The sequence below is a fragment of the Streptococcus oralis genome, assembly GCF_023109315.1.
GTDB classification, from domain to species: Bacteria; Bacillota; Bacilli; order Lactobacillales; family Streptococcaceae; genus Streptococcus; species Streptococcus oralis_BS.
Window position 1 is genome coordinate 42,464 of the sequence record NZ_JALDUF010000009.1, and the last position, 25,506, is coordinate 67,969.

Here is a 25,506-nt window from a genome sequence, read left to right on the forward strand (position 1 = left end):
TTTCAAGTATTATTTGTAATTTTCTGAAAATTTTTTCAACATAAAGAAATCAGCCCTCTGGACTGATTCTTTTTACGAATTTGTTTTGTCCTCTTTAAAGACTTCTTTGATGTAAGCATCAAAAACTTCCTCATCTGAAATGGTATCTGAGATAAAGCTTCCATTGCTAGTGCGTTCTGACAGGTTCAAGTCTTGCAAGCGACTCTCATAGATTGTTCCCTTGTTAGATTGGACAAGCAGCGTTTGGTCGTTTTCTTCCATTTCTGTACTAAAGAGATCACCAACGAATCCTCGCTCTGCAACTGCTCCAGCCAAGAAGACACGGTGCGGTTTGTTTTTCAACTCACGCAAGACTTGTAGGCCTCGTTTGGCACGGCTGGTCGCTGGAATTTCCTCAATGGAGACGCGTTTTAAGCTACCACGTTGGGTCAAGAGGTAGAAGGATGAGGTATTACAGATGAAGGCAGCCTGAAGCGCATCATCTGTTTTCAGGTTCATAGCCTTGACGCCTGCAGCCTTGGCACCAACAACCGGAACCTCTTCGATATTGAAACGAAGGGAATAACCGTTTTGGCTAATCAAGAGTACATCATCCAGTTTAATTGGAGCCACCCCTATAATCTGGTCTGTCTCGTCTTTGAGCTTAGCATACTTGACAGACTTAGACTTGTAGGTCCGCCATGGAGAGAATTCTTTGCGTTCTACGCGCTTAATTTGACCAAGGCGAGTCGCTGCAAAATAAGTTGTCGCATCATCAAACTGATCCACAACTTCTACATAAAGGATTTCTTCGTTAGTTTCAAAGTTTGTAATGGTCTGACTCAAGTGCTCTCCGATGTCCTTCCAGCGAATATCTGCTAACTCATGGATTGGTCGATAGATGACATTTCCAAGAGTTGTGAACATCAAGAGGTGTTGCGTTGTCTTGGCAGATTGAACAAAGATTAAACGATCATCATCACGTTTGCCAATTTCTTCCAGAGTGGATGCCGCAAAGGAACGTGGGCTGGTACGCTTGATATAGCCAGCCTTGGTCACACTAACGTAGGTATCTTCCTCGGCAATCAAACTAGCTGTATCAATCTCGATTACTTTTGCTGTATCTTCCAAAGTACTCAAACGTGGTGTCGCAAATTTCTTCTTGACCTCACGAAGCTCTTTCTTCATGAGATTGTACATGGTTCGTTCGTCACCAATGATCGCCGCAAGCATGGCAATCTTTTCACGAAGTTCTGCTTCTTCTTCCTGCAAGACAACCACGTCTGTATTGGTCAATCGATAAAGTTGTAAAGTAACGATGGCCTCAGCCTGCTCTTCTGTAAAATCATAGCTGACCTTGAGATTTTCTTTGGCGTCAGCCTTGTTTTCAGAAGCACGAATAAGGGCAATGACTTCATCCAAAATCGAAATCACGCGAATCAAACCTTCAACGATATGAAGACGTTTCTCAGCCTTTTCCTTGTCAAAGCGAGAACGCGCCAAAATCACCTCACGACGGTGGGCAATGTAGCTAGACAAGATTGGGACAATCCCAACCTGACGAGGCGTGAAATTGTCAATCGCCACCATGTTAAAGTTGTAATTGATTTGTAGGTCAGTGTATTTGAAGAGATAGTTGAGTACGAGCTCGGTATTCGCGTCTTTCTTAAGTTCAATAGCGATACGAAGACCGTCACGGTCAGACTCATCACGAATCTCAGCAATACCTGCCACCTTGTTATTAACACGAACATCATCGATTTTCTTGACTAGATTAGCCTTATTGATTTCATAAGGAATCTCAGTGATAACGATTTGTTCCTTGCCACCTTTTAACTTTTCAATCTCAGTTTTAGAGCGAACGACCACGCGCCCTTTCCCAGTTTCATAGGCCTTCTTGATTTCGTCACGCCCTTGGATGATAGCTCCTGTAGGGAAGTCTGGTCCAGGCAAGAATTCCATGAGTTTGTCCACCTTGGCTGTTGGGTGATCAATCATGTAAACCGTCGCATCAATAACCTCAGCTAAATTATGGGGAGGAATGTCTGTAGCATAACCAGCCGAAATCCCAGTCGAACCATTGACTAAGAGGTTTGGAAATGCTGCTGGCAAAACCGTCGGCTCTTTCTCGGTATCGTCAAAGTTCCAAGCAAAAGGAACTGTCTTTTTCTCGATATCTTGAAGAAGATAACCAGCAATTTCAGACAAACGTGCCTCGGTATAACGCATAGCCGCAGGCGGATCGCCGTCCATAGAACCGTTATTACCGTGCATTTCAACTAGAATCTCACGGTTCTTCCAGTCCTGTGACATACGAACCATGGCATCATAGATAGAAGAATCCCCGTGTGGGTGAAAATTCCCCATGATGTTACCGACAGACTTAGCAGACTTGCGGTAGCTCTTGTCAAAAGTATTGCCATCCTTATTCATCGAATAAAGAATACGACGCTGAACCGGCTTCAATCCATCACGAATGTCTGGCAAAGCCCGGTCTTGAATAATGTACTTGGAGTAGCGACCAAAGCGCTCTCCCATGATGTCCTCAAGGGACATGTTTTGGATATTACTCATATAGGATACAAAGCCCGTAAAATACAAAAGGAAATTTATCTTTTTCACACAGTATTTAGGGCATGTTCAACTCCTTTCAAAGAATGTAGAGTAGGTTTTTATAGAATAAGGGATAATTTACAGAAATTAGTCTCGTGTTCAGTTACTATATATAACCAAACGATCCTTTCTGTAGTTTAATCTTTTAAATTATATATTTTTTTTAGTTAGTGATTTGAAAGTCTCTCCTCAGCATACTTAATCATCCTTTCTGCCACTTCCTTATCATAGTCAAGGCCCATCTTGTTAGCAAGGTATTGAGCTTCTTGGTGGAAATGTTTCATTGTTGCAAATAAAGACTGAGTGATTTTTTCTAAACTGGAGAAATCAAGCAGATTTGAGAATTCCTTTTCTTTCTCAACAGGTAAATAGTTAAAGAGATGCTTGTAGTTCTTGCCAATATTGACCTTCCCCCTATCGATTACTACCTGCCAAGCCAAGACCTTCAAGAGTTCTTGTTGACAAATGCCATAAAGATGGTCAGTGGCATAGAGTAGTTGCTTGCGGCAGATTCCTTTGACTACGTAGGCTGACACCCACCAAAATTCATTGCAGGCTTTTTCAAAATCTATCTGACGAGCTGGACTTGTCCAGTAACGCTGAGGATTTGGAGAATATGGCGCAAACAAGCCCTTAGTGTCCTCTAGCACCGTGAAATCCGCTTCGCTTTTCACCCACTCCTTGATATACTCTTTAGGACATAGAGTCAAATCAATACGGTTACCATCTTCAAAGAGCATGAGATAAAGACGACGGTTGCCTAGGACATTATGTTGCTCAATGATACGTGTGCCAAAGGAGTCCAACCAAGCAAGGTCACTTGTCAGATTATCTAAGTCGTCCACGACATAAACCACGTCGTAATCCTGAAACTCATCTTTCGGAGCTTTTGTATCAGTCCGTGAACCAGACATGGCGACAGCCTCGACTTGGAGCACTTTTGCGGTTTGAAAAATTAAATCAAGCATTTCGGGTTCAGTTCTCATATTAACACCTGTTTCTCATTTGATATTCCTGTATATTAGCATACTATTTCTCTAGTTAAAATAGTTAAACCACTATAAAAGATTCAGTTATCCTTCTCTTAAAGTTTTTAATTTCGACAAAATTCTAGCTTCATCCAAACTCAGAATAACAAACAAGGTTGAAGTATAAATATCATCATACCATTGTTCCAATTCCTCATCATTCATATTGAGATGATATTGCTTATCGTTGTTATGTCTCAATCCCAAATTATTATACATTCCAAATAGTTGTTCAACTGCAATAATTTTTTTACTATTGTTGACTTTCATTACTTCTTTTAATTCTTCAAAAGCATTCAATTCATCTCTCAACGGTTCCAAGTAATTTGCCAAAGAAATGAGTATCTCTTTTTTTCGCTGAATATTTCCCTTATTTGAAAAATGATTATATTCTAAAATTTTTATCGCATCTTCAATACTAGTTTCAGATACAATCTGAGAAACTTCCGAGGCATAGACATTCTTTTCAACGATGATTTTGTTACCATTGTCCAATGTAATCAATTCATGATTTGATAATTCTAAAAACCTTTTAATATTATCAAATATAATTTGAATAAACTCACTCTCTTCCTCAGTAAATTTTTCCGCAAGATTACAAAAAATATCGACTAAGAACTCAGAGAAAACAAATAGTTGTTCAGTTGTATTATAGATATTCGATCCAACAAATTCTATCATTTGTGAATAACTGGTGAACGTTGAACGATTAGGATAATCTAAGAAATTATTAGAAATGGCACTATTTAAACTTGTTTCATAATAGCTCCTCTTGAAATTTCTCTCCATTTCCAGTAAATCCATCAAATTTTTCAACTCTCTCTGTGGATCAAACTCCATCCGGTTCAAAATATCAAAATAATTCTGTCTCGCCATAATATTCCCTATACTATACTAAAACACTGTCACTTCTTCCAGCGTAAACTTGACATTATCTTCAATCCACTTGCGGCGTGGTTCAACTTTATCTCCCATGAGGACATTGACGCGACGTTCGGCGCGTGCCAGGTCTTCAATTGTGACACGGATAAGGGTACGTGTTTCTGGGTTCATGGTTGTTTCCCAGAGTTGGTCTGCATTCATCTCACCAAGACCTTTATAGCGTTGGAGCGTAGCGCCTTTACCGAACTGCTTGCGAAGTTCTTCTAACTCACCATCCGTCCAAGCATAGGCCACTTCTTCTTTCTTGCCTTTTCCTTTGGACATCTTGTAAAGAGGCGGAAGGGCGATATAGACATGTCCTGCCTCAACTAGCGGACGCATATAACGGTAGAAGAATGTTAAAAGAAGAGTTTGGATATGGGCACCGTCGGTATCGGCATCGGTCATGATAATGATCTTGTCGTAGTTGGCATCTTCAAGGGAGAAGTCTGCCCCGACACCTGCACCGATGGTGTAAATCATAGTGTTGATTTCCTCATTTTTGAGGATATCCGCCATCTTGGCCTTGGCTGTATTGATAACCTTACCTCGAAGAGGTAAGATAGCCTGAAACTTACGATCACGACCTTGTTTAGCAGAACCGCCGGCAGAATCACCCTCGACCAGGTAGAGTTCGTTCTTTGCAGGATTTTTAGACTGGGCTGGGGTTAATTTACCCGACAACAAGCCCTTGTCTTTCTTATTTTTCTTGCCATTTCGGCTCTCATCACGAGCCTTACGCGCTGCTTCACGGGCATCACGCGCCTTGATAGCTTTGCGAATGAGATTGGAAGCCAGTTCACCATTTTCCATTAGGAAGAAGGTCAACTTATCAGCCACAATTCCATCCACAACTGGACGAGCCAGAGGACTTCCTAGTTTGTCCTTGGTCTGTCCTTCAAACTGAAGGTGCTCTTCAGGAACCAGAATAGAAAGAACGGCTGCTAGTCCCTCGCGATAATCTGAACCTTCTAGGTTTTTATCTTTTTCCTTGAGAAGACCTGTCTTACGCGCGTAGTCATTCATGACCTTTGTAATGGCAGACTTGAGTCCCGTCTCATGGGTTCCACCGTCTTTGGTACGGACATTATTGACAAAGGACAAGATGTTATCTGAAAATCCATCATTGTACTGGAGGGCGACTTCCACTTGGAAACCATTGTCTTCCCCTTCGAAGTAAAGAACAGGCGTCAAGGTTTCCTTGTCTTCATTCAGATAGGAAACAAAGTCTTGTACCCCGTTCTCATAATGGAATTCGATTGCTTCATCTGTTCGCTTATCTGTCAAAGACAAGGCAACATTTTTTAAGAGAAAGGCTGACTCATTGAGTCGTTCTGAAATGGTATTGTACTTAAAGTCAGTCGTAGAGAAGATTGTCGCGTCAGGCATGAAGGTGACTTTGGTACCTGTCTTAGTCTTGGGTGCTGTACCAATTTTCTTCAAAGTCGTGGCAGGTTTTCCACCATTTTCAAAGCGTTGCTTATAAACAGCACCATCACGAGTGATTTCCACTTCTAGCCAGCTAGATAAGGCATTCACGACGGAAGATCCAACCCCGTGAAGACCACCCGATGTTTTGTAGCCACCTTGACCGAATTTTCCTCCAGCGTGGAGAATGGTAAAGATAACCTCTACGGTTGGAATTCCCATGGCATGCATACCAGTCGGCATCCCACGACCATGGTCCTCTACTGTTAGACTTCCGTCTTTATTGATAGTCACATCAATGCGGTCACCAAATCCAGATAAGGCCTCATCGACTGCATTGTCCACTATTTCCCAGACTAGGTGATGGAGACCTGCACCGTCGGTCGAACCAATATACATCCCCGGACGTTTACGAACCGCATCCAACCCTTCTAGCACCTGAATGGCGTCATCATTGTAGTTATTAATATTGATTTCCTTTTTTGACACAAGGAACCTCCTATTCGTTCATCTTTACTATTTTACAGGTTTTCTAGGGATTTTGCAAAATTTTTCCCATTCAGCCGTCACAATTTCACAGGATATTCTCTGACTTTCGAAAGCATTTCATGGTATAATAGGTCTATGATGACATTTGTATTATTAATTTTAGCTTATCTGCTAGGTTCGATTCCGTCTGGTCTTTGGATTGGACAAATCTTCTTTCAAACAAATCTGCGAGAGCATGGTTCTGGAAACACCGGAACAACCAATACCTTCCGTATTTTAGGTAAAAAAGCAGGTATGGCAACCTTTGTGATTGACTTTTTCAAAGGAACCTTGGCCACTCTCCTTCCAATCCTTTTCCACCTACAAGGTGTATCACCTCTTATCTTTGGACTTTTGGCTGTCGTTGGACATACCTTCCCTATCTTTGCAGGCTTTAAAGGTGGTAAGGCTGTCGCAACTAGTGCTGGGGTTGTTTTCGGATTCGCGCCTATCTTCTGTCTCTACCTAGCAGTCGTATTCTTTGGAACCCTCTATCTAGGCAGTATGATTTCCCTGTCCAGCGTTACTGCTTCTATCGCAGCTGTTATCGGAGTTCTACTATTTCCACTATTTGGATTTATCCTAGACAACTATGACCCTCTCTTCATTCTGATTATCCTAGCACTTGCTAGTTTGATTATCATTCGTCACAAGGATAATATCACACGTATCAAAAATAAAACTGAAAATCTCGTTCCTTGGGGACTAAACTTGACACATCAAAATCCTAACAAAAAAAACGCCAGTTTGAACTGACGTTTTTTTGTATGCTTATTTTGACTTGATGTAGTTGATACCGTCTGCCTTTGGTGCAACTGCTTTTCCAAAGAAGGCTGCTAAGACAAGGATGGTCAAGACATAAGGCGCGATTTGAAGGTAAACCGCTGGCACTCCTTGTAGGAAAGGCAATTGAGAACCGATAACTGCCAAACTTTGTGAAAGTCCAAAGAAGAGACTAGAAAGCATAGCACCGATTGGGTTCCATTTACCAAAGATCATTGCAGCAAGAGCGATAAATCCAGGACCGACAATAGTTGTCACTGAGAAGTTGACAGAAATGGATTGAGCATAAATCGCTCCCCCAATTCCACCAAGGAAACCTGAAATAATAACCCCAAGATATCGCATCTTGTAGACATTGATCCCCAAGGTATCCGCTGCTTGAGGGTGTTCACCAACAGAGCGAAGGCGAAGGCCAAAGCGTGTCTTGAAGAGGATAAACCAAGCAAAGAATGAGAAGGCAATCGCGATATAACCTAGCAAACTTGTTGACTTGAAGAAGATATCTCCAATCACTGGGATATTAGCCAAAACTGGAAAATCAAAACGTCCAAAGGTCTGGCTTAAATTATCCGTTTGTCCTTTGTTATAAAGAACCTTAACCAAGAAAACTGCTAGGGCAGGAGCCATCAAGTTCAATACTGTACCACTGACAACATGATCCGCACGGAAATGAACTGTAGCGACTGCATGAATGAGGGAGAAAATAGCTCCCACGGCACCGGCAACTAACAAGGAAATCCAAGGAGTCGCTGTTCCAAGTTGTTCTGCAAACTCAAGGTTAAAGACAACCCCAGAAAAGGCTCCCATAACCATGATTCCTTCAAGACCGACGTTAACGACACCACCACGTTCAGAGAAGACTCCTCCAATACTCGTAAAAATAAGTGGCGCTGAGTAAATCAGCATAGAAGAGACCAAGAGGGTGAACAATGTTGTAATAGACATCCTTACTTACCTCCTTTAACTTGTTTTTTAGGTTTGACAAAGCGTTCGATTAGGTAGTGAACGCTGACAAAGAAGATAATAGACGCTGTTACAATGCTGACAAGTTCAGACGGAACTTGCGCAGCGTTCATACCCGGCGCACCAACTTGTAGAACGCCAAATAAGAAGGCTGCAAAGAGAATCCCAATTGGTGAATTCCCAGCAAGCAAACTAACCGCCATCCCGTTAAATCCGATAGCTAATGATGAACCTTGAACGTAAACGTTTTGGAAGGTTCCAAGACCTTCGACCGCTCCACCAAGACCAGCTAATGCACCAGAGATGATCATTGATAGGATGATTGTACGTTTTGCTGAAATACCAGCGTACTCTGAGGCATGGGGATTGAGACCAACTGCACGAATTTCAAAACCGAGAGTCGTTTTCTTGAGCAAGAACCAAATCACACCAACAGCAATGATGGCAAAAAAGATTCCGATATTCATACGAGAATTGCCAGTTAACTCAGATAACCATGGTGTTTGATAAGTGGCATTGGCACTCACACGAATCGTTGAGTCTGTACTTTGCATAAAGTCTTTCGGGAAAGAATGAATAAAGGCATTCCCTACGTACAAAACAATATAGTTCATCATAATGGTTACGATAACCTCTGATGTACCTAAATAAGCTCTGAGAATACCTGGAATAGCACCTACAATCCCACCTGCAATCAAAGCAATTACTACGGTCGCTAAAATCAACATTGGGCGTGGCATGTCCGGATGCGACAAAGCAAACCAACCACTAAGAATCCAACCCGCTAGTGCCTGACCAGGAAGTCCAACGTTAAAGAAACCTGCACGACTAGCAACTGCAAACCCCAGACCAATCAAGATAAGAGGACCCATGGCACGGAAAATTTCACCAATCCCACGGAGACTACCAAAAGCTGTATAGAACAACTCCTCATAACCCCAGATAGCATCGTAGCCGAAAATCCACATGACAATGGCTCCGAGCAAGATTCCTAAGAATACGGAAATCAAGGGAACCGAAATTTGTTGTAACTTTTTAGACATCATCCTTCTCCTTTCCCAAGTTTCCACCTGCCATCAAGATACCAAGTTCTTGTTTGTTAGTCGTTTCTGGCGACACAATACCTTGAATCTTCCCATCATGAATAACAGCAATTCGGTCTGAAACATTTAAAATCTCATCCAATTCAAAGCTGACAACAAGCACAGCTTTTCCGTTATCACGTTCTTCAATCAAGCGTTTGTGGATATATTCAATGGCACCGACATCCAAACCACGAGTTGGTTGGCTGACGATAAGGAGATCAGGATCACGATCAATCTCACGAGCGATAATCGCTTTTTGTTGATTTCCCCCTGAAAGAGCTGCTGCTGGGACAAATTCGCTCGCCGCACGGACGTCAAATTCTTCCATTAATTTTTTGGCATGTGAAGTGATATTCGCATAGTTTAAGATACCATTCTTGCTAAGTGGTTCTTTGTAGTAGGTTTGAAGAGCGATATTTTCTGAAATCATCATATCCAAAATCAAACCATCACGGTGGCGGTCTTCAGGAACATGCCCTACACTGAGTTCCGTAATTTGTCGAGGGTGCATCCCTACGATTGATTTGCCTTTTAATTCAATACTACCAGACTCAACCTTACGAAGACCCGTGATGGCTTGAATGAGTTCAGATTGGCCATTGCCATCAATACCTGCAATACCGACAATTTCACCAGCACGAACATCCAAAGAAAGATTCTTCACAGCTGGTACACCTCGGTTTTCATTAACAACCAAGTCTTTGATAGACAAGACTACTTCTTTTGGTTGTGGTGCCTGTTTCTCCGTTTTGAAGGAGACAGAACGTCCCACCATCATCTCAGCCAAGTCCGCATTGGTTGCCCCTGCAATCTCCACCGTCTGGATTGATTTTCCACGACGGATAACCGTCACTCGATTGGATACCGCACGAATTTCATCCAGTTTATGGGTAATCAAAATAATGGATTTTCCTTCTTTGACAAGGTTTTTCATGATAGCCATCAACTCATCAATCTCTGAAGGAGTCAATACTGCCGTAGGTTCGTCAAAGATGAGGATACCAGCACCACGGTAAAGTGTCTTCAAGATTTCTACACGTTGTTGAGCACCAACGGAAATATCTGCCACCTTGGCAGCAGGATCCACTGCCAAACCATAACGTTCAGAAAGAGCCTTGATTTCTTTAGTAGCTTCAGCTATATCTAGCACACCATTTTTAGTGATTTCACTCCCCAAAATGATATTTTCAGCTACTGTAAAAGCCTCAACCAACATAAAATGTTGGTGAACCATCCCAATTCCAAGACTAGCAGCTTTAGAAGGTGAATCTAGTTTGACAACCTGACCATTCACCGCAATTTCACCACTAGTTGGCTCGAGAAGTCCTGCCAGCATATTCATCAGAGTGGATTTACCCGCTCCATTTTCTCCTAAAAGTGCATGGATTTCACCTTTTCGCAGTTGCAAGTTGATCTTGTCGTTCGCTACAAATTCACCAAACACCTTGGTAATATCCCGCATCTCAATGACATTTTCGTGTGCCATATGCTTTTCCTTTCCGAGGTTTATTTTGTTTCAATAAAACCTGCTAATCGTGTTAACAAGTTCTATTGAGACAAAAAATTGCCTCAATTCTTAAAGAAGCGACCGATGGTCGCTTCCTAAGAAATGACTTTTATCCATTATTTTTCAGGAACTTTTACGCTTCCGTCAAGGATTTTAGCTTTTGCGTCTTCAACAGCTTTTTTACCTTCTTCTGAAAGGTTTGTTACTGCCAAGTCAACCCCTTTATCCTTCAATGAGTAGACAATAACTTGTCCGCCAGGGAATTCACCTTTTTCTGTTTTGTTGGCAATATCTTTTACAGTTGTACCAACTTGTTTCAATGTAGATACAAGAACAAAGTTTGATTCTTTACCATCTTTAGAAGTGTATTTACCTTCTGCTGCTTGGTCACGGTCTACACCAATAACCCAAACTTTTTCGTCTTCATTTTTACTTTCGTTCAAAGATTTTGCTTCAGCAAAGACACCAGCACCTGTACCACCAGCTGCTTGGTAGACAACGTCTGCACCTGCAGCGTATTGAGCAGCTGCAATTGTTTTACCTTTGGCAGCATCACCAAATGAACCAGCATAGTCAACTTGTACTTTGATAGATGGGTCTACTGACTCAACACCAGCCTTAAATCCAGCAGCGAAACGTGAAATAACTTCAGATTCGATACCACCTACAAAACCAACTTGTTTTGTTTTAGTTGTTTTAGCTGCTGCAACACCTGCAAGGTAAGCTGCTTCGTTATCAGCAAATGTTACGCTCGCAACATTCTTTTGATCTTTGATCACATCATCAATCAAGACATAGTTTAAGTCAGAGTGGTCTTTTGCTGCCTCTTCAACTGCATTGTGAAGTGCAAAACCAACACCGAAGATCAGGTTGTAACTTCCAGCCGCTTGTTGCAAGTTGTTAGCATAGTCTGCTTCGCTTGTTGATTGGAAGTAAGTATAACCTTTATCTTTAGAAAGATTGTGTTCTTTACCCCAGTCTTGCAAACCTTCCCAAGCTGATTGGTTAAATGATTTATCATCAACACCACCAGTATCTGTTACGATCGCTGCTTTCGTCTTCATTTCTGATGAAGATGAAGCTGCGTTACGAGAAGAGCGGTTACCACATGCAGCAAGTCCAACTGCTGCTACTGCAACTAGACCAAGGCCTAGCCATTGTTTCTTGTTCATTACTGAACCTCCTAAATAAGATGTGCAACGATGTTGCAAGTATGGATTGGTTGGCCACAAGGACCGCGTCACTCAAAGAGTGACTCAGACTAGTTTAAGTCTGTAAAAGAGTATGGAAGTAACTCCCCGACCGTCATCTCGACCGTCGATTTATCTTTTGCGACAAGTGTCACTTTTAGATCTTTTTCAAAAAATTCAGCCATCACTTGGCGACAAGCACCACATGGTGATATAGGTTTTTCAGTCTGTCCATAGACAATCAACTCTGAAAACTCTCTTTGGCCTTCGGAAACTGCTTTGAAAATCGCTGTACGCTCTCCACAGTTTGTCAAAGAATAGCTAGCATTCTCAATATTAACACCTGTATAAACGTTACCATCTTTCGCCACTAGAACAGCACTAACAGGAAAGTGAGAATAGGGTACATAGGCTTGCTTGCTGGTTTCAATTGCTAGTTCAATCAACTCAGTAGTCGCCATCTGCTAATTCTCCTTTTAAAATTGCAACGCCAGCTGACGTTCCGATACGGGTAGCGCCCGCTTCCACAAAAGCAACGGCATCCGCATAAGAACGAGCACCACCAGCTGCCTTAACTCCCATATCTGGTCCGACCGTTTTACGCATCAACTTAACATCCTCTATAGTGGCACCACCAGTTGAAAATCCAGTTGATGTTTTGACAAAGTCAGCGCCTGCTTTCTGGGATAATTGGCAAGCCACCACCTTTTCATCGTCTGTCAACAAGCAAGCTTCAATAATGACCTTAACCAACTTGTCACCACTTGCTTCTACGACAGCACGGATGTCCGATTCAACCAAATCAAGATTACCTGATTTGAGAGCACCAACATTGATAACCATATCAATCTCATCTGCACCATTTTGGATGGCTTCCTTGGTTTCAAAAGCTTTTACAGCTGAAGTTGTCGCTCCCAAGGGGAAACCAACTACTGTACAAACCTTTACATCTGAGTCTTCAAGTCCTGTTTTCGCATGTTTAACCCATGTGGGATTAACACAAACGCTGGCAAAGTCATACTCACGCGCTTCAGATAGCAAACGATCAATTTGTTCTTGACTTGCATCTTGTTTTAAAAGCGTATGATCAATGTATTTGTTTAATTTCATATTCGGATTCCTCTCTTTTTCATGAGATGATTTCAATTATTTCCTGCAAACGTTTCACACTATCATTTATTTTAACATATTTTTGGAATTCTGTAACTAGTTGAGGGGAAATTTTTCCATTTGTATAAACTTTTGCGACAATTTCTCCCTTTTGAACGGAGTCACCAACCTTCTTCTCAAAAACGATTCCAGTTTCATAGTCTAAAGCATCAGACTTGACTGCACGACCAGCTCCCAATCTCATGGCATAGAGACCAAATTCCATCGCTGGAAGGGCTGAAATGACACCTGACTCTTGAGCTGGGATTTCCACCACATGCGTAACATTTACTGGACGATAGTGATCTTCTAAATCACCGCCTTGAGCTGCTACCATTTCTTCAAACTTAGCCAGCGCTTGGCCGTTTTCAAGGTGTTGACGGACTTCTTCAACCGTCTTCTCGACATTTGCCAAACCAAGCATAATCTGAGCTAGTTCACAAATAAAGTGACTGATATCTTCTCGACCCTTTCCTTGAAGAATTTCAATTGCTTCTAGGATTTCGAGACGATTGCCAATGGCTCGTCCCAAGGGCTGGCTCATATCGGTAATAACCGCTACTGTCTTTCGACCAACGGCCTTACCCAAATCGACCATGGTTTGAGCCAATTCACGCGCCTCATCAACCGTCTTCATGAAGGCACCCTCACCGACTGTTACATCTAGCAAAATAGCATCCGCCCCAGCAGCAATTTTCTTGCTCATCACCGAACTAGCAATCAAAGGAATCGTGTCGACAGTTGCTGTCACATCTCGGAGGGCATAGAGAAGTTTGTCTGCTTTAACCAGCTGATCCGACTGCCCAATAACAGATACACCAATGTCCTGTACCTGACGAATGAAATCTTCTTGACTTCGCTCGACTTGGTAGCCCTTGATTGCTTCCAACTTATCTAGGGTTCCGCCAGTATGCCCTAGTCCACGACCACTCATTTTTGCCACGGGCACACCAAAGCTAGCAACAAGGGGAGCTAAAATCAAGGTCACCTTATCACCTACACCACCAGTAGAATGTTTGTCAACTTTAACCCCATCAATAGCTGACAAGTCAAACTCCTGACCTGTCTTAACCATATTCATCGTCAGGTCAGAAATCTCTCGTGTCGTCATTCCTTTGAAATAAACCGCCATAGCAAAGGCAGACATCTGATAGTCTGGAACAGTTCCTGCCACATAGCCTTCTATTAGCCACTTGATTTCATTTGAAGTAAGTTCTTGACCATCTCGTTTCTTTTGAATTAAATCAACTGCTCTCATTCTTTCACACTTCTAAGGATATAATATCCCTTGTCTTTCTTTACTATTTCACAATTTCCAAAAACATCTTCCATCTTGCTTTTGGCACTCGGAGCACCTTGTTTTTTTTGAATAACAATGGTTAAATCACCTCCATCTTTCAAGAAATCTCTGCTCTTTTCGATAATCTCATGAACAACTTGTTTACCCGCTCGAATAGGCGGATTAGAAATAACATGGTCAAATTTCCCTTCAACTTGTTCATAGATATTGGATTGGAAAATCCTCGCTTCAACCTTATTTCGTTCAGCATTTTGTCGCGCTAAGTCCAAGGCGCGATTATTGATATCAACCATGGTTGCCTGAACTCCATAAGCCTTGGTCAAGGACAAGCCCAAAGGCCCATATCCACAACCCACATCAAGGACCGTTTCTCCTTTGTTAACCTCTAGACACTTCAATAAAAGCTGACTCCCAAAGTCAACCATTTTCTTGCTAAAAACACCCGCATCCGTCAAAAAGGTCATTTTTTCTCCCAACAACTCCACTCTCAACTCATGTATGTCGTGAGCAGCGTCAGGATTTTCTGCATAATACATTTTACTCATAAAACTATTTTACCATAATTTGGCTTGAATTGTAAGTCGTTTACAAAGTGATGATAAAATGAAAAAGACTGAAGAATCCTAGTCAAAAAACCTTTTCTTCAATCTCTTTCAATGATTAGAAATACATTACAATCTATCGGGAACTACAAATTATCATAGTCAGGAAAAAACAGTTCGTCTGTAATCAGGCGCATTTTTATTACCATTTCTTAACCTTAAAATACTTTATTATCAACAGGATTCCCAATATGATGTTTAGATAAAAGCCCAACTGATAAGTTTGTGTCAAGATTTCCAAACTTGTCCAAAGTCGTATCAAATCTTCTAGTGACATACGGAATAGATATCCTTCTGTAGCAATCCACAAAATCAAAAATAGATAACTACCAGCAGCAAGCCATTTCGTCCACTGCTTTTTTACTAACCAAGCAATCAAGAGTGAACAGATAAAGATAACTGTTACAAGAAGATGATCCATTAAGAAGGTAAAACCGTAATAGGTTTCTACAAAGCGTCTACCATTATCCGCATTCGCTCCCCTTATAAAAGGTAGTGCAAAACTTAAAATAAAACAGAGTTCCAATATGTAACATCTCAAGATTTTCATTGTGTGCCTCCTATAAGTTGCGAACTAAAAAAGCCCACTTTTAATAACTGATAAGTCTTCAGAAACAATTCCCTATTTCATCATTAAATTATTCAACCTCCATCTCTATTATACGATATTGACTTACTACCATCAAGAAACCGCTTTATTTTTTTAGCTTTTTATGGTATGATAGACAAAATATCTAGGGGAAAACAAATGACCAACGAATTTTTACATTTTGAAAAAATCAGTCGCCAGACTTGGCAATCATTGCATCGCAAAACAACCCCTCCCTTGACAGAGGAAGAGTTAGAATCCATCAAGAGTTTCAATGACCAAATCAGCCTACAAGATGTGACAGATATTTATTTACCATTGGCCCATCTCATCCAAATTTACAAACGTACCAAAGAGGATTTAGCCTTCTCTAAGGGAATTTTTCTCCAAAGAGAGAGTAAATCTCAGCCCTTCATCATCGGAGTTTCGGGAAGTGTTGCCGTTGGCAAATCAACAACTAGCCGACTTCTGCAAATCCTTCTGTCTCGTACAGTTACTGACGCCACTGTGGAGTTAGTGACAACCGACGGTTTTCTCTATCCCAATCAAACCTTGATGGACCAAGATATCTTAAATCGCAAAGGTTTTCCTGAAAGTTATGATATGGAAACCTTGCTGAATTTTCTTGACCGCCTAAAGAATGGGCAAGATGTCGATATTCCTGTCTATTCTCATGAAGTGTATGACATCGTTCCTGGAGAGAAACAACGTGTCAAAGCTGCTGATTTTGTCATTGTCGAAGGCATCAATGTCTTTCAAAACCCTCAAAATGAGCGCCTTTACATTACTGATTTCTTTGATTTCTCCATCTATGTGGATGCTGCTGTCGAGGACATTGAAAGTTGGTATCTGGATCGTTTCTTAAAGCTGCTCAGCTTTGCCCAAAATGACCCCAACAGTTACTACCACCGTTTTACGCAAATGCCGATTGGAGAAGTTGAAGCCTTTGCACATCAGGTTTGGACCAGCATTAATCTCACAAATCTACAAAACTACATCGAACCGACAAGGAATCGCGCCGAGGTCATTCTCCACAAGACTAAAAACCACGAAATCGATGAAATTTACCTAAAAAAATAATTTCCCCTTGTCAAAACCTAAGTTTTCATATATAATGGTATAGTTAGTAAATATGGAGGTAAGAACATTGGCAAACATTAAATCAGCTATCAAACGCGCTGAATTGAACGTTAAACAAAACGAAAAAAACTCAGCTCAAAAATCAGCTATGCGTACTGCTATCAAAGCTTTCGAAGCAAACCCTTCTGAAGAACTTTTCCGTGCTGCTAGCTCAGCTATCGACAAAGCAGAAACTAAAGGTTTGATTCATAAAAACAAAGCAAGCCGCGATAAAGCTCGTCTTTCAGCTAAACTTGCTAAATAAGAAACAGTCCATAGAGGCTGTTTTTTTGTCCTCTAATCAGAAAAGGTAGAAAATGAAAATCGGAATCATCGGTTATTCTGGAGCTGGAAAGTCAACCCTAGCTGAAAAATTATCAAACTACTACTCCATCCCCAAACTGCATATGGATACACTTCAATTTCAACCTGGTTGGCAAGACAGTGACCACGAATGGATGTTGGACAAGATGAAAAACTTTCTCACAAAGCATGAAGCTTGGGTTATCGATGGCAACTACTCTTGGTGCTATTACGAGGAAAGAATGCAAGAAGCTGACCAAATCATCTTCCTCAATTTTTCACCTTGGACTTGTCTCTTTCGAGCCTTTAAACGGTATCTCACATACCGAGGCAAGGTCAGAGAAAGTATGGCAGCAGGCTGTCCTGAACGCTTTGACTGGGAGTTTATCCGATGGATTCTCTGGGATGGGCGGACAAAGAATGCCAAAGAACGTTATCAACGGGTTCAAGAAACCTACCCTGAGAAAGTAATTGTCCTCAAGTCGCAAAAGAAGATGGATTACTTCTTAGAAAATCTCGCGCATAACAAGAAAAACCAACGTGTATAACGTTGGTTTTTTGCTATTAGCCAATCACACTTCCGTTTGGTACAGCTGGATCAACTGTGAGAAGGGTTAATTTGCTTTCATGTTCAGCTGAGAGGATCATTCCTTGACTGACATATTTTTTCATCATCTTTCGTGGTTTGAGGTTGGCAACGATTTGGACTTTCTTGCCGACCAATTCTTGTTCGTTTGGGTAGTATTTTGCAATTCCTGAGAGGATTTGACGGTCTTCTCCATCACCAGCATCTAGTCGGAATTGGAGCAACTTGTCAGAACCTTCCACTTTAGACACTTCTTTGACTTCTGCGACACGGATCTCGACCTTATCAAAGTCTTCAAACTTGATTTCATCCTTGTTGAGTTTGAGTTCAACTTCATCTGGATTCCATTCTTTTTCGACTGCTGGTTTGTTGCCTTCCATTTGTTCCTTGATATAGGCAATCTCTTCTTCCATGTCCAGACGTGGGAAGATTGGTGTTCCTTTGGCAACAACAGTCACACCAGCAGGGAAATCTGCCAAGCTCAAGTTTTCAAGGCTCGCCACTTCTTCCAAGCCAAGTTGAGTCATGACCGCACGACTAGTTTCCATCATAAATGGTTCAATCAAGTGAGCTACAACACGAAGGCTGGCTGCCAAATGGCTCATAACACTTGCCAATTGGTCACGGTGCTCTTCATCCTTAGCCAAGACCCATGGGGCTGTCTCATCGATGTATTTGTTGGTACGTGAGATAAGAGTCCAGACTGCTTCTAAAGCACGTGGGTAGTCAACTGCTTCCATGTGTGTATGGTAGTCAGCGATAGATTGCTCTGCTACTTGAGCAAGAGCATTATCAAATTCAGTCACACCCTCTACATAGGCAGGAATTTGTCCATCAAAGTACTTGTTAATCATGGAAACCGTACGGTTGAGGAGGTTTCCAAGGTCATTTGCTAATTCATAGTTGATACGGCCGACGTAGTCCTCTGGAGTGAAGGTTCCGTCTGAACCAACTGGAAGGCTACGCATGAGGTAGTAACGAAGTGGATCCAGTCCATAGCGCTCTACTAACATTTCAGGGTAAACGACATTCCCTTTAGACTTAGACATCTTGCCGTCTTTCATGACAAACCAACCATGGGCAATCAAGCGGTCAGGCAACTTCATATCCAACATCATGAGAAGGATTGGCCAGTAAATTGAGTGGAAACGAAGGATGTCTTTCCCTACCATGTGGAAGACTGTTCCATTCCAGAATTTATCGTAGTTAGCATGATCCTCTTGACCATAACCAAGAGCAGTCGCATAGTTGAGAAGGGCATCAATCCAAACGTAGACAACGTGTTTTGGATTTGATGGGACTGGTACACCCCAAGTAAAGGTTGTACGAGAAACCGCTAAGTCTTCCAAACCTGGCTCGATGAAGTTACGCAACATTTCATTAAGACGACCATCTGGAGTGATGAAGTCAGGGTGCGATTTGAAAAATTTAACCAAACGGTCTTGGTATTTGCTGAGGCGAAGGAAGTATGACTCTTCAGAAACCCATTCCACTTGATGTCCTGATGGAGCGATGCCGCCCGTCACATTTCCAGCTTCATCACGGAAAACTTCCGCAAGCTGGCTTTCTGTAAAGAATTCCTCATCTGAGACTGAATACCAACCAGAATATTCACCTAGGTAGATGTCATCTTGAGCAAGTAAACGTTCAAAGACTTGCGCCACTACTTTTTCATGGTAGTCATCCGTTGTACGAATGAATTTATCGTATGAGATATCGAGTAATTTCCAGAGTTCTTTGACTCCAACCGCCATCCCATCAACATAAGCTTGAGGTGTGATGCCAGCTTCTTCCGCTTTTTGCTGGATTTTCTGACCATGCTCGTCAAGACCTGTCAGATAAAAGACATCATAGCCCATGAGGCGTTTGTAGCGAGCTAGGACATCACAAGCGATGGTGGTGTAGGCAGAACCGATATGAAGTTTACCAGATGGATAGTAAATCGGTGTTGTAATATAAAAATTCTTTTCAGACATAATTTTTCCTTTCCAGGCAAATGAAACCTGTTTTTCTAACACTTCATTATATCATATTTTTAGTGATTTTCGATAGGAAAATCCATACAAAAACAAGACAGACAAATATCCATCTTGTTTTTCCTCATGTTTATATTACTCATAACGAAGGGCTTCGATTGGATCAAGCTTAGACGCTTTATTGGCTGGCAAGACTCCGAAAATCATCCCAACACTTGCTGACACAGCCAAGCTAAAGAGAGCAATTGGGAGGGAAACCCCAACTTCGATACCTGCAATCATGTTTTGAAGCAATACTCCAGCTAACATGGTCATTCCAGCAGCAATCCCAAGACCGATGACACCACCTAGCAAGGTCAAAATCATGGATTCAATCAAAAACTGAACCAAGATATTAGCCCGTGTAGCTCCGAGAGCTTTCCGCAGACCAATCTCACGCGTGCGTTCTGTCACCGAAACCAACATGATATTCATAACACCAGTTCCCCCGACAAAGAGAGAGATTCCTGCGATGGCACTGATAATGGTTGTCATAAAACCAAATAGTTGTTGTACCTCTTGGAAGGCGGCAGTTGCGTCCGCAACTTGGTACTCCCCTTGCTGAAGACCTGCAATCTCAGTCAGTTTTCGAGCCAACTCTGGACCCAATGTCTGCGTTAGACTAGTATCATTGACACGAAAGACGATGTTCGAGATTTCATCAGTATTAAAATTAGCTGCGAGAGAAATATTGGTCGTAATTGGAAGGCCACCAATCCCAAAGGCTTTAGCAGTTTTAGCTTCATTGCTAGTATAAACGCCAATCACACGGTAACTAAATTCATTAACAGAGATGATTTGATTAACCGCAGCTTCTGGACTATCAAACAAACTCTTGGCTAGTTCTTCATCCAACAAAATCACACTGGCAAATTCCTTGTAGTCTTGCGGTCTTAGACTTCTACCCGCAACGATTTCATTTTCAACTGCGTTCATGTAGGTGCTATTTCCGCCTGTCAGAGTCGCTCGTTCAACCTTCTTATCCTTATAAGATAGGGTAACGTTGGTCGAATTAGTGACATAGTAACTGTCTACTCCTTTGAGTTTGGCAGCTTCCTTGACCCAGGATTCTAGTGGTTTTGGTGGTTCAACATGAACATCCTCTTCTTTCCCGCTGACTGTCAAAGCGGATTGTTTCTGCGTAAAGGAGCCGTCCTTGCTTTTGATAGGAGAGAAAAAGACATGGATATCCTTCTGTGATTTGGTCATGTTTTTATTGACCTGACGAGACATGGAGTCTCCCAGAGCCATGATGACGACGACAGACGAAACTCCGATGATAATCCCAATCATGGTTAGGAAGGAACGCATCTTGTGGGCCATGATGGATGAAAAGGCAAATTTCAGATTCTGCATCTAGTTTTCCTCCTTTTCTACCAGAGCACTGTCTGATGAGATGACCCCATCACGAATGACAATTTGGCGTTTGGCATAGGCAGCAATCTCAGGCTCGTGCGTGACCATGATAATGGTTTTCCCTTCCTTGTTTAACTCCACCAACAGCTGCATAATTTGATTTCCCGTCTTGGTATCCAAGGCTCCTGTAGGTTCGTCTGCTAGGATGATAGAAGGATTATTTACCAAGGCACGGGCAATCGCTACACGTTGCTTTTGACCACCTGATAACTCAGACGGCAAATGATGACTGCGCTCCGTCAGCTCAACCTTTTCCAGAAACTCCTCAGCCAATTTCCGACGTTTTGATGCCGAAACTCCAGCGTAAATCAAGGGTAATTCGACATTTTGAAGAGCATTGAGCTTGGACAAGAGAAAGAACTGCTGAAAGACAAAGCCGATTTGTTGGTTGCGGACCTTGGCCAGTTGTTTCTCTCCAAGACCTGCCACTTCTTGACCTTCAAGATAGTACTCTCCACTAGTTGGTGTATCCAACATTCCGATGGTATTCATCAACGTAGACTTACCAGAACCAGAAGGTCCCATAATGGCAACAAACTCACCTTCATGAACTTCTAGATTGATATTTTTAAGGACCTGCAGTTCTTGGTCACCATTTCGATAACTCCTACAGATATTTTTGAGACTAATTAGTTTCTTCATCAGCCTTCACCTCTTTTCCTTCTTCCAAGGAAGATGTTGGATTACTGATGACCTTGGCACCGTCTGTCAAACCTGAAGTAATTTCTTGGTTGTCTGCATCCGCATTCCCCAAAGTAACTTCCACTTTCTTGGCTTTTTTCTGGTCGTCAACGAGCCAGACATAGTTTTTGTCATTTTCGGTAACAACACTTGTCAAAGGAACAAGGATGGCCTTACTCTTGTTTTTGACTTCCACACTGACAGAGAAGCCTTGTTTCAACTCACCGATATCGCTAGTCACATCAACAGTATAAGGGTACTTAGATCCAGTATTTCCTCCAAGGGCTGCATTTGCTGCTTCTCCATTGTTCTTAGGATAATCAGAAATATAGCTGATTTTTCCTGTCCAGCTCTTATCTTGGTAAACCTTCGAAGTAAAGGTAACTTCTTGGCCTACAGAAAGGTTAGCAAGGTTGTATTCAGACAACTCCCCTTTGACTTGCAAGTTTTCATTACTTACAACATGAACTACCACTTGGCTGTTACCCGTTGGCGATTTGGAAACATTACGATTAACTTCAACTACAGTCCCTTCTAGTGTACTGAGGACTGTTGCAGCATCTAGCTGAGCTTGAGCCTTGTTGAGCTGAGCCACAGCATCTGCACGGTTATCCTTGGCATCACTGATTTGAGAATCAATAGAAGATACGGAAGAAGTCGCTGCTTGCGCTTGTTCTGGGAGTCCAGCTTCTGTTGGAACCTGTGGGGAAGCTGGTGCAGCTGATGCATTCTCACGAGCTTTGTTTAACTCCTCGATATGACGGTCTGCCTTTGCAACTGCACGATTAGCTGCATCATAGGCAGCTTGAGCATCTGCACTGCTGTATTTGACCAACGCTTGCCCTTCTTCGACCTTGTCCCCGACTGAAACGAGAATTTCATCTAAATCTCCCTTACTAGCATCAAAATAAACGTATTGTTCATTTTTTGCTGTGACCGTACCTGATAAGAGAACCGATGAAGCAACGGAACCTTCCTTAGCAACAACGATATGAGAGGTTTCCTCCTTGACTGCTGACTGGGAAGGTTGTCTAAAAATCAAAATCCCCGCAGCACCGATAACAATAGCACTGGCAACACCAATCGCTGTGTATAATTGCCATTTTTTTGCCTTTTTATTTCTTTTCATTTTTAAGCTCCTTTATTCTTTTGCCTTACAAAAACCATTATATCAGAAACACCAAGCCCAAACAATGACAGTTCAGATGGAAACAATGACAATTCAGGATCATTATTTTGTTCGGTATTCGTTTATTGGGTTATTGTGCTAGATATATAATACAATATCTTTTTGAATTTGGCAAGCGTTTTTATAATTTTTTTACCGTAGCAGATTTTTGCATTCAAAAAATAAAAACGATAGAATATGACTATCAAAGCTATAAGGAGTTTTCTATGAGAGAATATGATATCATCGCCATCGGTGGAGGGAGCGGTGGCATTGCCACTATGAACCGCGCTGGCGAACACGGTGCTAAAGCAGCTGTTATTGAAGAGAAAAAATTAGGTGGAACCTGCGTCAATGTCGGCTGTGTTCCTAAGAAAATCATGTGGTATGGAGCTCAAATCGCTGAAAGCTTCCACCACTACGGCCCTGACTATGGTTTTACAAGTTCAGATGTTCAATTTGATTTTGCTAAACTTCGTCAAAACCGTGAAGCCTACATCGACCGTGCCCGCTCGTCTTATGATGGAAGTTTCAAGCGCAACGGGGTTGATTTGATTGAAGGTCGTGCTCATTTCGTTGATTCCCACACCGTCAGCGTTAATGGTGAATTGATTCGTGCCAAGCATATCGTGATTGCGACTGGCGCTCGTCCAAGCATTCCAACTATCCCTGGAGCTGAACTTGGTGGTAGCTCAGACGATGTCTTTGCTTGGGAGCAACTTCCTGAATCCGTTGCGATTCTTGGAGCTGGCTATATCGCCGTTGAATTAGCAGGTGTTCTCCACGCGCTAGGAGTAAAAACGGATTTGTTTGTCCGTCGCGATCGTCCCTTGCGCACTTTTGACAGCTACATCGTTGAAGGACTTGTCAATGAAATGGAAAAAACAGGTCTACCTTTACACACACATAAGGTACCCGTCAAGCTCGAAGAAACGGAGCAAGGCATTACCATTTATTTCGAAGACGGTTCTAGTCACACTGCCAGCCAAGTTATCTGGGCTACTGGTCGCCGTCCAAATGTAGACGGTCTGGAGTTAGAAAAGGTTGGAGTTACACTCAACCAACGTGGATTTATCCAAGTAGATGAATACCAAAATACAGTTGTAGATGGCATCTATGCTCTTGGAGATGTTACTGGTGAGAAGGAACTGACCCCGGTAGCCATCAAAGCAGGACGTACCTTATCTGAACGCCTCTTCAACGGGAAAACAAACGCCAAGATGGACTACACGACTATCCCTACTGTTGTCTTCTCCCACCCAGCAATCGGAACAGTCGGTTTAACTGAAGATCAAGCTATCAAAGAATACGGCCAAGATAACATCAAAGTCTACAAGTCAAGCTTTGCATCTATGTACTCTGCCGTTACAAATCATCGTCAGGAATCTCGCTTCAAACTCATCACCGCCGGTGCTGATGAAAAAGTTGTTGGCCTTCACGGACTAGGTTACGGAGTGGATGAGATGATCCAAGGATTCGCTGTTGCCATCAAGATGGGAGCAACCAAGGTAGACTTTGATGCTACAGTAGCTATCCACCCAACCGCTTCTGAAGAATTTGTGACCATGCGCTAATTATCGAAAGAGACCTCTTGAGGTCTCTTTTTACTTGCAAAATCGGCCGTTACAAAATTGTTACCTTGGTTTGAAAAATGGGTTGACTTTTTCTTCTGAATCAGTATAATAGTTACTATAATTTTGAAAAGAGGTTAACAGTTTTGAAAAAAGCTCATATCTATGCTATCCCTGCTATCGGTGCTGCTCTCATCGCCGTTTTGGCACAAATCAGTCTCCCTATCGGCCCTGTCCCCTTCACTCTACAAAACTTTGCGATTGGTTTAATCGCTACTGTTTTTAGGCCCAGAGAAGCTGTTCTATCTGTAGCTCTCTATCTCCTACTGGGTGCCATTGGCTTACCTGTCTTTGCAGGGGGAGGAGCTGGATTTCACGTTTTAGTTGGTCCAAGCGCAGGTTATCTTTGGTTCGACCTTGTCTATGCTGGACTTACATCTTATCTCATCCATCAAAATAGTGGCTATATTCGTATTTTCCTAGCCAACCTCTTGGGCGATTCCCTCGTCTTTGTCGGAGGTATTCTCAGCCTCCACTTCCTTGCTGGGATGCCATTCGATAAGGCACTAGCAGTTGGTGTCCTTCCCTTTATCCTCCCTGACCTTGGTAAGATCATTGCCATTAGTTTCATTGGTCGTCCCCTACTGCAACGATTGAAAAACATCGCTTATTTCTCAAGATAAAAAATAGTCCAGAACAAGTGTTCTGGACTATTTCCTTTCCAATTACTTCCTAAGAACTAACTGAAAATCATCTCTCATATTCATATAGAGATTATTTATTTTTACGGCTTACAAAGTACATTCCACCGGTCACTGCCATCAAAGCAAGTCCTGCAACTACTGCTGCATTAGATGCTTTTTCACCAGTGTTAGGAAGTTGAGGTTTTTGTCCTGGTTTTCCTGGTTCTGGACTATTTCCTTTCCAATTACTTCCTAAGAACTAACTGAAAATCATCTCTCATATTCATATAGAGATTATT

At 42.1% G+C, this 25,506-nt stretch carries 23 protein-coding genes and 1 pseudogene; 6 read left to right on the top strand and 18 right to left on the bottom strand.

Annotation, left to right across the window (positions count from 1 at the left end):
* Positions 1 to 72: 72 nt before the first annotated feature.
* From parC to parE, 4 genes are all read right to left on the bottom strand, one after another.
* Positions 73 to 2,553, bottom strand: a complete 2,481-nt coding sequence (parC, locus tag M1F74_RS09450; RefSeq protein ID WP_247946957.1) for a DNA topoisomerase IV subunit A — start codon at positions 2,551 to 2,553, stop codon at positions 73 to 75.
* A 206-nt stretch (positions 2,554 to 2,759) separates the two neighbouring features.
* Positions 2,760 to 3,578, bottom strand: a complete 819-nt coding sequence (locus tag M1F74_RS09455) for an aminoglycoside 6-adenylyltransferase (RefSeq protein ID WP_247946958.1) — start codon at positions 3,576 to 3,578, stop codon at positions 2,760 to 2,762.
* An 87-nt stretch (positions 3,579 to 3,665) separates the two neighbouring features.
* Positions 3,666 to 4,496 (bottom strand): hypothetical protein, encoded by an 831-nt coding sequence (locus M1F74_RS09460; protein WP_247946959.1) that lies wholly within the window; start codon positions 4,494 to 4,496, stop codon positions 3,666 to 3,668.
* A gap of 18 nt (positions 4,497 to 4,514) precedes the next feature.
* The gene (gene parE, locus M1F74_RS09465; RefSeq protein WP_247946960.1) at positions 4,515 to 6,458 is read right to left on the bottom strand and encodes a DNA topoisomerase IV subunit B; all 1,944 of its coding nucleotides are present in this window, start codon (positions 6,456 to 6,458) and stop codon (positions 4,515 to 4,517) included.
* 135 nt (positions 6,459 to 6,593) lie between these two features.
* Here parE and plsY point away from each other — a divergent pair, with 135 nt between their 5' ends.
* A complete protein-coding gene (plsY, locus tag M1F74_RS09470) occupies positions 6,594 to 7,253 on the top strand; it encodes a glycerol-3-phosphate 1-O-acyltransferase PlsY (protein ID WP_247946961.1) in 660 nt (219 codons plus the stop codon).
* Positions 7,254 to 7,268: 15 nt separating this feature from the next.
* Here plsY and M1F74_RS09475 read toward each other — a convergent pair whose 3' ends face one another.
* From M1F74_RS09475 to M1F74_RS09515, 9 genes are all read right to left on the bottom strand, one after another.
* Positions 7,269 to 8,225 (bottom strand): ABC transporter permease, encoded by a 957-nt coding sequence (locus tag M1F74_RS09475; protein ID WP_247946962.1) that lies wholly within the window; start codon positions 8,223 to 8,225, stop codon positions 7,269 to 7,271.
* 2 nt (positions 8,226 to 8,227) lie between these two features.
* A complete protein-coding gene (locus M1F74_RS09480) occupies positions 8,228 to 9,286 on the bottom strand; it encodes an ABC transporter permease (RefSeq protein WP_247946963.1) in 1,059 nt (352 codons plus the stop codon).
* On the bottom strand, positions 9,279 to 10,814 hold the full coding sequence (locus M1F74_RS09485) for an ABC transporter ATP-binding protein (RefSeq protein ID WP_247946964.1): 1,536 nt from the start codon (positions 10,812 to 10,814) through the stop codon (positions 9,279 to 9,281). Before M1F74_RS09485 ends, M1F74_RS09480 begins: the two co-directional genes overlap by 8 nt.
* Before the next feature lie 137 nt (positions 10,815 to 10,951).
* Positions 10,952 to 12,007: a BMP family lipoprotein gene (locus tag M1F74_RS09490; RefSeq protein WP_001036153.1), complete on the bottom strand. Its 1,056-nt coding sequence runs from the start codon at positions 12,005 to 12,007 to the stop codon at positions 10,952 to 10,954.
* Positions 12,008 to 12,096: 89 nt separating this feature from the next.
* The gene (locus M1F74_RS09495; RefSeq protein ID WP_084853448.1) at positions 12,097 to 12,486 is read right to left on the bottom strand and encodes a cytidine deaminase; all 390 of its coding nucleotides are present in this window, start codon (positions 12,484 to 12,486) and stop codon (positions 12,097 to 12,099) included.
* Complete coding sequence (deoC, locus tag M1F74_RS09500; protein WP_247946965.1) at positions 12,473 to 13,135, bottom strand: deoxyribose-phosphate aldolase; 663 nt, start codon at positions 13,133 to 13,135, stop codon at positions 12,473 to 12,475. The genes M1F74_RS09495 and deoC overlap by 14 nt, the downstream gene beginning before the upstream one ends.
* A gap of 19 nt (positions 13,136 to 13,154) precedes the next feature.
* Entirely contained in the window at positions 13,155 to 14,432 is a 1,278-nt protein-coding gene (locus M1F74_RS09505; protein WP_247946966.1) for a pyrimidine-nucleoside phosphorylase, read from the bottom strand.
* Positions 14,429 to 15,019 carry a class I SAM-dependent methyltransferase gene (locus tag M1F74_RS09510; protein ID WP_247946967.1) on the bottom strand — a complete coding sequence of 197 codons (591 nt, stop codon included), beginning with the start codon at positions 15,017 to 15,019 and terminating at the stop codon, positions 14,429 to 14,431. Before M1F74_RS09510 ends, M1F74_RS09505 begins: the two co-directional genes overlap by 4 nt.
* A 199-nt stretch (positions 15,020 to 15,218) precedes the next feature.
* A complete protein-coding gene (locus M1F74_RS09515; protein WP_084852352.1) occupies positions 15,219 to 15,626 on the bottom strand; it encodes a hypothetical protein in 408 nt (135 codons plus the stop codon).
* A gap of 198 nt (positions 15,627 to 15,824) precedes the next feature.
* Here M1F74_RS09515 and coaA point away from each other — a divergent pair, with 198 nt between their 5' ends.
* The 3 genes from coaA to M1F74_RS09530 all read left to right on the top strand — a co-directional run bounded on the left by coaA (position 15,825) and on the right by M1F74_RS09530 (position 17,635).
* Positions 15,825 to 16,745, top strand: a complete 921-nt coding sequence (gene coaA, locus M1F74_RS09520) for a type I pantothenate kinase (protein WP_247946968.1) — start codon at positions 15,825 to 15,827, stop codon at positions 16,743 to 16,745.
* A gap of 67 nt (positions 16,746 to 16,812) precedes the next feature.
* Positions 16,813 to 17,049, top strand: coding sequence for a 30S ribosomal protein S20 (gene rpsT, locus M1F74_RS09525; protein WP_001274000.1), 237 nt, complete (start codon positions 16,813 to 16,815; stop codon positions 17,047 to 17,049).
* Positions 17,050 to 17,101: 52 nt separating this feature from the next.
* The gene (locus tag M1F74_RS09530) at positions 17,102 to 17,635 is read left to right on the top strand and encodes a DNA topology modulation protein (protein ID WP_247946969.1); all 534 of its coding nucleotides are present in this window, start codon (positions 17,102 to 17,104) and stop codon (positions 17,633 to 17,635) included.
* Between the two features lie 16 nt (positions 17,636 to 17,651).
* Here M1F74_RS09530 and metG read toward each other — a convergent pair whose 3' ends face one another.
* The 4 genes from metG to M1F74_RS09550 form a co-directional block, all read right to left on the bottom strand.
* Positions 17,652 to 19,649, bottom strand: coding sequence for a methionine--tRNA ligase (gene metG / locus M1F74_RS09535; RefSeq protein WP_247946970.1), 1,998 nt, complete (start codon positions 19,647 to 19,649; stop codon positions 17,652 to 17,654).
* A gap of 135 nt (positions 19,650 to 19,784) precedes the next feature.
* Positions 19,785 to 21,044 carry an ABC transporter permease gene (locus tag M1F74_RS09540; protein WP_001180392.1) on the bottom strand — a complete coding sequence of 420 codons (1,260 nt, stop codon included), beginning with the start codon at positions 21,042 to 21,044 and terminating at the stop codon, positions 19,785 to 19,787.
* The gene (locus M1F74_RS09545; protein ID WP_247946971.1) at positions 21,045 to 21,746 is read right to left on the bottom strand and encodes an ABC transporter ATP-binding protein; all 702 of its coding nucleotides are present in this window, start codon (positions 21,744 to 21,746) and stop codon (positions 21,045 to 21,047) included.
* The gene (locus tag M1F74_RS09550; protein ID WP_247946972.1) at positions 21,730 to 22,914 is read right to left on the bottom strand and encodes an efflux RND transporter periplasmic adaptor subunit; all 1,185 of its coding nucleotides are present in this window, start codon (positions 22,912 to 22,914) and stop codon (positions 21,730 to 21,732) included. Before M1F74_RS09550 ends, M1F74_RS09545 begins: the two co-directional genes overlap by 17 nt.
* A gap of 266 nt (positions 22,915 to 23,180) precedes the next feature.
* Here M1F74_RS09550 and gor point away from each other — a divergent pair, with 266 nt between their 5' ends.
* Together gor and M1F74_RS09560 are read left to right on the top strand one after the other, a co-directional pair.
* The gene (gene gor, locus M1F74_RS09555; RefSeq protein ID WP_247946973.1) at positions 23,181 to 24,527 is read left to right on the top strand and encodes a glutathione-disulfide reductase; all 1,347 of its coding nucleotides are present in this window, start codon (positions 23,181 to 23,183) and stop codon (positions 24,525 to 24,527) included.
* Positions 24,528 to 24,670: 143 nt separating this feature from the next.
* Positions 24,671 to 25,207, top strand: coding sequence for a biotin transporter BioY (locus tag M1F74_RS09560; protein WP_000709017.1), 537 nt, complete (start codon positions 24,671 to 24,673; stop codon positions 25,205 to 25,207).
* Positions 25,208 to 25,298: 91 nt separating this feature from the next.
* On the opposite strand, the pseudogene M1F74_RS10105 reads toward M1F74_RS09560, so the two are convergent.
* Positions 25,299 to 25,412 (bottom strand): annotated as a pseudogene (locus M1F74_RS10105) (LPXTG cell wall anchor domain-containing protein); the annotation flags it as partial.
* Positions 25,413 to 25,506 lie beyond the last annotated feature (94 nt).

Coding starts and splice junctions, on each gene's coding strand:
- parC (WP_247946957.1), bottom strand. CDS start 2,553: ATGAGTAATATCCAAAACATGTCCCTTGAGGACATCATGGGAGAGCGC.
- M1F74_RS09455 (WP_247946958.1), bottom strand. CDS start 3,578: ATGAGAACTGAACCCGAAATGCTTGATTTAATTTTTCAAACCGCAAAA.
- M1F74_RS09460 (WP_247946959.1), bottom strand. CDS start 4,496: ATGGCGAGACAGAATTATTTTGATATTTTGAACCGGATGGAGTTTGAT.
- plsY (WP_247946961.1), top strand. CDS start 6,594: ATGATGACATTTGTATTATTAATTTTAGCTTATCTGCTAGGTTCGATT.
- M1F74_RS09475 (WP_247946962.1), bottom strand. CDS start 8,225: ATGTCTATTACAACATTGTTCACCCTCTTGGTCTCTTCTATGCTGATT.
- M1F74_RS09480 (WP_247946963.1), bottom strand. CDS start 9,286: ATGTCTAAAAAGTTACAACAAATTTCGGTTCCCTTGATTTCCGTATTC.
- M1F74_RS09485 (WP_247946964.1), bottom strand. CDS start 10,814: ATGGCACACGAAAATGTCATTGAGATGCGGGATATTACCAAGGTGTTT.
- M1F74_RS09490 (WP_001036153.1), bottom strand. CDS start 12,007: ATGAACAAGAAACAATGGCTAGGCCTTGGTCTAGTTGCAGTAGCAGCA.
- M1F74_RS09495 (WP_084853448.1), bottom strand. CDS start 12,486: ATGGCGACTACTGAGTTGATTGAACTAGCAATTGAAACCAGCAAGCAA.
- deoC (WP_247946965.1), bottom strand. CDS start 13,135: ATGAAATTAAACAAATACATTGATCATACGCTTTTAAAACAAGATGCA.
- M1F74_RS09505 (WP_247946966.1), bottom strand. CDS start 14,432: ATGAGAGCAGTTGATTTAATTCAAAAGAAACGAGATGGTCAAGAACTT.
- M1F74_RS09510 (WP_247946967.1), bottom strand. CDS start 15,019: ATGAGTAAAATGTATTATGCAGAAAATCCTGACGCTGCTCACGACATA.
- M1F74_RS09515 (WP_084852352.1), bottom strand. CDS start 15,626: ATGAAAATCTTGAGATGTTACATATTGGAACTCTGTTTTATTTTAAGT.
- coaA (WP_247946968.1), top strand. CDS start 15,825: ATGACCAACGAATTTTTACATTTTGAAAAAATCAGTCGCCAGACTTGG.
- M1F74_RS09530 (WP_247946969.1), top strand. CDS start 17,102: ATGAAAATCGGAATCATCGGTTATTCTGGAGCTGGAAAGTCAACCCTA.
- metG (WP_247946970.1), bottom strand. CDS start 19,649: ATGTCTGAAAAGAATTTTTATATTACAACACCGATTTACTATCCATCT.
- M1F74_RS09540 (WP_001180392.1), bottom strand. CDS start 21,044: ATGCAGAATCTGAAATTTGCCTTTTCATCCATCATGGCCCACAAGATG.
- M1F74_RS09545 (WP_247946971.1), bottom strand. CDS start 21,746: ATGAAGAAACTAATTAGTCTCAAAAATATCTGTAGGAGTTATCGAAAT.
- M1F74_RS09550 (WP_247946972.1), bottom strand. CDS start 22,914: ATGAAAAGAAATAAAAAGGCAAAAAAATGGCAATTATACACAGCGATT.
- gor (WP_247946973.1), top strand. CDS start 23,181: ATGAGAGAATATGATATCATCGCCATCGGTGGAGGGAGCGGTGGCATT.